The organism is Mycobacterium sp. E796, assembly GCF_001672815.1.
GTDB lineage: Bacteria > Actinomycetota > Actinomycetes > Mycobacteriales > Mycobacteriaceae > Mycobacterium.
This window is the reverse complement of sequence record NZ_LZKK01000081.1, coordinates 1-6,474: the sequence shown is the minus strand read 5'-3', so window position 1 is coordinate 6,474 and position 6,474 is coordinate 1. Positions and strand designations below refer to the sequence as shown.

Sequence of the window (6,474 nt, the reverse complement as noted above, 5' to 3'; positions counted from 1 at the left end):
ACACCACGGACCGACGGGCGCTTGCCCTTCCACCGCATCCGACCGGCCTTGCCCCAGTTGATGTTTGCCTGCTCGGCGTTGCCCACCTCGCCGACCGTGGCGCGGCAGCGCACGTCGACGCGGCGGATCTCGCCGCTGGGCATGCGCAGCGACGCGTAGGTGCCCTCCTTGCCGAGCAGCTGGATGCTCGACCCGGCCGAGCGCGCCAGCTTGGCGCCGCCGCCCGGGCGCAGCTCCACGGCGTGTACCAAGGTACCGGCCGGGATGTTGCGCAGCGGCAGGTTGTTACCCGGCTTGATGTCGGCGTTGGGGCCCGACTCCACCACGTCGCCCTGCGAGAGACCAAGCGGCGCAATGATGTAGCGCTTCTCGCCGTCGAGGAAGTGCAGCAGCGCGATGTTGGCCGTGCGGTTCGGGTCGTACTCGATGTGCGCGACCTTCGCGTTGACGCCGTCCTTGTCGTTACGACGGAAGTCGACCACCCGGTAGGCGCGCTTGTGGCCACCACCCTTGTGGCGGGTGGTGATCCGGCCGTGCGCATTGCGGCCACCGTGACCGTGCAGCGGGCGCACCAACGACTTCTCCGGCTCCGAACGGGTGATCTCGGCGAAGTCGGACACGCTGGCGCCGCGGCGACCCGGGGTCGTCGGCTTGTACTTACGAATTGCCATGTCTAATCAGGTCTTTCTCTCGCGCTCGACGGGCCAGATTGCCCGGCTCCTCCTCATCGCTTCGCTCTGCATCGTCGCCGCGCTAGCTCGGTGCGCCGAAGAGGTCGATCGGCTTGCTGCCCGGGGCCAGGGTGACGATGGCGCGCTTGGTGCCCTTGCGCTTGCCGTAACCGGTCCGGGTGCGCTTGCGCTTGCCCTGCCGGTTCGCGGTGTTCACCGACGCGACCTTGACGGAGAAGATCTTCTCGATGGCGATCTTGATCTGCGTCTTGTTCGAGTCGGGGTGCACCACGAACGTGTACACGTTCTCGTCCAGCAGCGAATAGGACTTCTCGGAGATGACCGGCGCCAGGATGATGTCGCGGGGGTCAGCGATGGTCGCCATCAGGCCGAAACCTCCTCGGCAGAACTGGTGTTGGCGGCAGTGTTAGCCGCGATGTAGGCGTTGAGGGCCTCGACGCTGAACACCACGTCATCGGAGCGCAGCACGTCGTAGGTGTTGAGCTGGTCGGGCGCCAACACATGCACGCCGGGCAGGTTGCGCACGCTCTTCGCACCGGTCTCGTCGGCGCGGCCGATGACCAGCAGCAGCCGCTTGCGATCGGACAGCGTGTCCAGAAATGCCTTGGCGCTCTTGGTCGACGGGGTCTGGCCCGCGACCAACTCGGTGATCGCGTGGATGCGTCCGTTGCGCGCGCGGTCGGACAGCGCCCCGCGCAATGCCGCGGCGATCATCTTCTTGGGCGTGCGCTGGCTGTAGTCGCGCGGCTTGGGGCCATGCACCGTGCCACCGCCCGTGAACTGCGGGGCCCGCGTCGAACCCTGCCGGGCGCGTCCGGTGCCCTTCTGCCGGTAGGGCTTACGGCCACCGCCGCTGACCTCGCCGCGCGTCTTGGTCGAGTGCGTGCCCTGGCGGGCGGCGGCCCGTTGCGCGGTGACCACCTGGTGCATCAGCGCGATATTGGCCGGGGCGTCGAACAATTCGGCGGGCAGCTCTACGGAGCCGTCGACCTTGCCGTCCGGCGTCTTGACGTCAATCTTGAGTGCCATCAGTTTTCACCTCGTTTGATCGCGCTGCGAACCATCACGAGTCCGCCGGTGCGGCCGGGGACCGCACCCTTGATCAACAGCACGCCGTTCTCGGCATCGACCTTGTGCACCAACAGGTTCTGCACGGTCACCCGGTCGTTGCCCATCCGGCCGGCCATCCGCGTGCCCTTGAAGACCCGGGCGGGCGTGGCGCAGCCCCCGATGGAACCCGGCCGGCGGTGCACCGCCTGGGCGCCGTGGCTGGCGCCCTGGCCGCGGAAGCCGTGCCGCTTCATGGTGCCGGCGAAGCCCTTGCCCTTGGAGGTGCCGGTCACGTCGACGTAGGCGCCGTCGGCGAAGATCTCCGCCGTCAGCTCCTGGCCGACCTCGTATTCGGCGGCGGCGTCGGGGTTGTCCAGCCGCAGCTCGGCCAGGAAGCGGCGCGGGTTGACGCCCGCCGCCGTGTACTGACCGGTGACCGGCTTGTTGACCTTGCGCGGGCTGATCTCGCCGTACGCCAACTGCACGGCGCTGTAGCCGTCGCGCTCCGGCGTGCGGATGCGGGTCACCACGTTGGGACCGGCCTTGACCACCGTCACCGGCACGACCCGGTTGTTCTCGTCGAACACCTGCGTCATGCCCAGCTTGGTACCCAGAAGGCCCCGCCTCTGGGCGGGATTGCCCTGTCTTGCCATGAGTCTGGATCTCCTACTGGATGTTGACGTCGACACTGGCCGGCAGGTCGATGCGCATCAGCGCGTCGACCGTCTTCGGCGTCGGATCGAGGATGTCAATCAACCGCTTGTGCGTGCGCATCTCGAAGTGCTCCCGCGAGTCCTTGTACTTGTGCGGGGAGCGGATGACGCAATACACGTTCTTCTCGGTCGGCAGCGGCACCGGCCCTACGACGCTGGCACCCGTGCGGACGACGGTCTCGACGATCTTGCGCGCCGATGCGTCGATGGCCTCATGGTCGTAGGCCTTAAGCCTGATGCGGATCTTCTGTCCCGCCACGCTTTCTCCTACCCTCACTCCTCTTAAAGCCCGGTACCCGGGCTGGTGCCCCCGGCGCGCGGATCGGCGGCCCAACCTTGGGCCGGTCGAGCGTCGCGCCGGATACTGCGCCGCTGTTTACCTGTCGTGGTTCACCGGCCCCCGCGGTCGGGTGTGTCACCCTTACGCAGCCTCGTGCGCGGCCGAAATTGGTCGCATTCCGAGGTTGGGACCGGACGCGCCCGGTTGGGCGCTGGTCGTATGCCCGGCCAGGCAGAACCCGGCGCAAGGCAACCTGAACAGTATGCCTCAGATCATGGGTTTGGCCAAATCCCGGGCAAACCTCGCCAGGACTCAGGCACCAGCGGATTCGGTGGTCGCCGCGTCGGCCCTCTGCTGGGCCCGCTGCACGTGCAGGAAACCGTCGACGGCGGCGCGCGCGCACTCGCGGTAGTCGAAGTCGGGCAGGGTCGACAGGCGTCCCAGCATCAGCGGGCCGATCAGCAGCGCGATGGCGCGAGACCGGTCGACCTCACCGAGTTCGGCGGCGGCCTCGGGGCTGTCGAAAACCGCGTCGAAAGGGGCGGCGTACTGCTGCGCGATGCGCTCCCGCAGCGTGCAAATCGACGCGCTGTCGCCGGTGCCGACCTGGTGGGGTTCCGGCAACTTGTCCAGGTCGCGGCCCAGCGAGAGCCACGACATGGCCGTCAGCAGGGCCGGCGCCTGGGCCACGGTTTCGGCATGGGCAAGGACCAGCCCGATGAGGCGATCGCGCAGCGACCCGTCGGCCGGCGGCATCGGCGGCGGCGGTATCAGGCTGTTGAATGCCGCTGCCAGCAAATCATTTCCGCTCGGGAAGTGGCGATACAGGGTCGCCCTCGCTACATTGGCGCTACGGGTGACCGCATCGACGGTCACCGCGCTGGGACCCCCCGAACGCAGCAGCGCAGCGGCGGCCTCGAGCAAACGGGCCCTGGACCGCGCTGGACGGGGATCGGTACTTGCGCCGGTAATTGTGAGCTACCTCCCGGTTTGGAACCAAGCCTATCGGTTTACCTACAAGACCAAGAGTCTCGAAAATCTTGCTACGCCCCCGTTAGGAGGCGCTTCATATGGCCGAAACGCTGATACGGCCTGATCAGCGTAGTGATGTAACGCGCATCGGGGGTAGTCCCCGGGCCCGAACTTGGACCCTGGCCGTCGCCTGCATGGGCGTCGGGCTGGTCGTCGCGTCGATGACGGCGCTGAACACCGCGCTGGGCGACCTCGCGGTCGCCACCTCGGCGACCCAGTCCCAGCTGACCTGGGTCGTCGACGGTTACACGGTGGCGCTGGCCTGCTTGCTGCTACCCGCCGGCGCGATCGGCGACCGCTACGGCCGGCGGGGCGCGTTGCTCGTCGGTTTGCTCGTCTTCGCCCTGGGGTCGGCAGCGCCGGCTCTGCTGCACAGCCCGCTGCAGATCATCGCGGGACGGGCGGTCGCCGGCGTCGGCGCCGCGTTCGTGATGCCCGCGACGCTGTCGCTGCTGACGGTGGCCTATCCGAAGGAGGACCGGATCAAGGCCGTCGGGATCTGGGCCGGGACCGCCGGTTCCGGCGGGGTGCTGGGCATGTTCGGATCCGGCCTGCTGCTTCGCTTTTGGGACTGGCACGCGATCTTCTGGTCGTTGGGCGTCGCGGGCCTGGCGATCTTCGCGCTGGCGTGCACCGTCGCGTCGTCACGGGAAGCCAACGCGCCCCGGATCGACTCGCTGGGCGCGGTGCTGATCGGCGCGGCCGTCGCGATCGCGGTGGCCGCGATCCTGGAGGCGCCCGACCGCGGCTGGAGCGATCCCCTGATCTGGGGCGGGCTGGTCGCCGGGGCGATCATCGCGGCCGTGTTCGGCGTCGTCGAATTCCGGACCCGCCATCCCCTGCTCGACGTGCGACTGTTCGGCGATCCCAGCTTCGCCACCGGCGTCGCGACGATCGTCGTCCTGTTCGGCGCGACGTTCGGTTTCTTCTACCTGGGCATGCAGTACGTGCAGCAGATCATGGGCTACTCCCCGCTGATGACGGCGGTGGCATTCGGCCCGTTCATGGTCCCGCTGGGCATTTTCTCGGCGCTGTCGTTCTGGTATGTGCCGAAGTTCGGGCTGCGCTTGGTGCTATTCGTGGGCACGTTGACGATGGCGGTCGGCTTCCTGTGCATGCGGACACTCGACCTGCATTCGAGTTTCCTTGGCATGGCGTGGCCGACGCTGATCCTGAGTACCGGCATCGGATTCTGCACCGCGCCTACGACTTCGGCGATCATGGGCGCGGTCCCGGACGAAAAGCAGGGGGTCGCGTCCGCGGTCAACGACACGTCGCGCGAGATGGGCGGCGCCCTGGGGATTGCCGTGGCCGGCTCGATACTGGCCGGCCGCTACTCCCACGAGCTGGCGCCCAGGCTGGCGGGGTTCCCCGCCCCGGTGCGCGGCCCGGCGACCGACTCGCTGGCCAAGGCGGTCGAGGTTGCCGGGAAGCTGGGGCCGCAGGGGGGCCAGCTGGCCGAGGTCAGCAAAGCGGCGTTCATGACGGCGATGCACGCCTCGACGACGGTGATGGCCGTGATCGTCACGATCGCCGCGGTCCTGATCGGCCTGTGGGCTCCCGGCCGCGACGGGCGGCAGCTGAAGGTCGTGCGCCGGCTCTTCGCCGGGCCGCGCCCCGGCGTCGGCCGGCATCGAGAACCGTCCCGCTGACGTCCAATGTCGCTGCCGGAGAACGACACCGGCTGACCGGTGGTCGTTGATCGGGCTCGCTCGACCTGAATTTTTCTCGGCGGTCAGACCGGGCCGGCTCAGATACTTGCGAACGTCCGCTCGTCGTGGTATTTGAAAATATATATCGACATGTGCAGGTCATCTCGCGGGTTGAGGTGGGTGTGGTGTTGATGCGTATCGACTCGTTCAGCAAACAGGCGCCGGGTGTACGGGAGCGATCGCCTCCGGGAAACCGTGCGCGGATCGCGGATCGCTGAAGGGAGGTGATATCCGACATCGGGACGTCGTGCCGTCCACGAACATTGCGACGCAGAGTTCGCGCCTGACGGGAAGTCAGCCGCGCGCCCGCCACTTGTCGTGGCCATTTACGTGGGCAGCATGAATGTCATCGCATTTTCGGGGCGGGTCACGCTGCGGCGTGGCCCGCCCCACTGAATGCATGGTGAAGATCCGCCGAAAACGCCTCGGGAGACCCGGGTGGGCGATAGTGTGCGCTCAAGCGGTGTCCGTGATGGGGAGGCGGACGACGTCAAGACAGGCGGGGGAGCCGAATGTCGTATGTGATCGCAGCGCCTGAGTATGTGGCTAATGCCGCAATGGATTTGGCCAACATCGGTTCGGCGATCAGCGATGCAAACTCGGCCGCTTCGGGGCCGGTATCCAGCGTGTTGCCCGCGGGCGCCGACGAGGTGTCGGCCGGCATCGCGAGCCTGTTCGACGCGCACGCCCAGGTCTATCAGGCGCTCAGCGCCGCGGCGCAGGCCTTCCACACCCAGTTCGTCCAGCTGATGAGCGCCGGCGCCGAGCAGTACGCCCTCACCGAGGCCGCGAACGCCACGCCCCTGCAAACCGTCCAGAACATGGTGACGGGCAATGTCCCCGGCCAGGCGCTGTCGAGCGCGCAACCGCTGGCGAGCACCGCGGCGTCGGCAGGCTCCGCGGCGGCGGGGGTGCCTGCGGCAGCGGCCGGCGTCTCCGGTGGCGCGGCGCCGGCGGCACCGGCAGCCCCCTTGGCGACGGCCGTCACGCCGGCC

The 6,474-nt window shown here is 68.2% G+C and carries 8 protein-coding genes; 2 read left to right on the top strand and 6 right to left on the bottom strand.

The window, feature by feature from the left end:
• From rplB to A5706_RS07040, 6 genes are all read right to left on the bottom strand, one after another.
• Positions 1–671, bottom strand: a 671-nt coding sequence (gene rplB, locus A5706_RS07065) for a 50S ribosomal protein L2 (RefSeq protein WP_068128565.1), incomplete at its 3' end; no start/stop codon positions are given.
• An 82-nt stretch (positions 672–753) separates the two neighbouring features.
• Positions 754–1,056 carry a 50S ribosomal protein L23 gene (gene rplW / locus A5706_RS07060; protein WP_067159533.1) on the bottom strand — a complete coding sequence of 101 codons (303 nt, stop codon included), beginning with the start codon at positions 1,054–1,056 and terminating at the stop codon, positions 754–756.
• Positions 1,056–1,721: a 50S ribosomal protein L4 gene (gene rplD, locus A5706_RS07055; RefSeq protein ID WP_068104439.1), complete on the bottom strand. Its 666-nt coding sequence runs from the start codon at positions 1,719–1,721 to the stop codon at positions 1,056–1,058. Before rplD ends, rplW begins: the two co-directional genes overlap by 1 nt.
• Positions 1,721–2,395 carry a 50S ribosomal protein L3 gene (gene rplC, locus A5706_RS07050; RefSeq protein WP_068128562.1) on the bottom strand — a complete coding sequence of 225 codons (675 nt, stop codon included), beginning with the start codon at positions 2,393–2,395 and terminating at the stop codon, positions 1,721–1,723. Before rplC ends, rplD begins: the two co-directional genes overlap by 1 nt.
• A 13-nt stretch (positions 2,396–2,408) precedes the next feature.
• Positions 2,409–2,714, bottom strand: a complete 306-nt coding sequence (gene rpsJ / locus A5706_RS07045; RefSeq protein ID WP_003873519.1) for a 30S ribosomal protein S10 — start codon at positions 2,712–2,714, stop codon at positions 2,409–2,411.
• 333 nt (positions 2,715–3,047) lie between these two features.
• Entirely contained in the window at positions 3,048–3,659 is a 612-nt protein-coding gene (locus A5706_RS07040; RefSeq protein ID WP_255406299.1) for a TetR/AcrR family transcriptional regulator, read from the bottom strand.
• 146 nt (positions 3,660–3,805) lie between these two features.
• Between A5706_RS07040 and A5706_RS07035 the strand changes: the two genes are divergently transcribed.
• Both A5706_RS07035 and A5706_RS34910 read left to right on the top strand, forming a co-directional pair.
• Complete coding sequence (locus A5706_RS07035; RefSeq protein ID WP_068128558.1) at positions 3,806–5,419, top strand: MFS transporter; 1,614 nt, start codon at positions 3,806–3,808, stop codon at positions 5,417–5,419.
• A gap of 572 nt (positions 5,420–5,991) precedes the next feature.
• On the top strand, positions 5,992–6,474 hold a 483-nt coding region (locus tag A5706_RS34910; RefSeq protein ID WP_156766992.1), incomplete at its 3' end, for a PE family protein.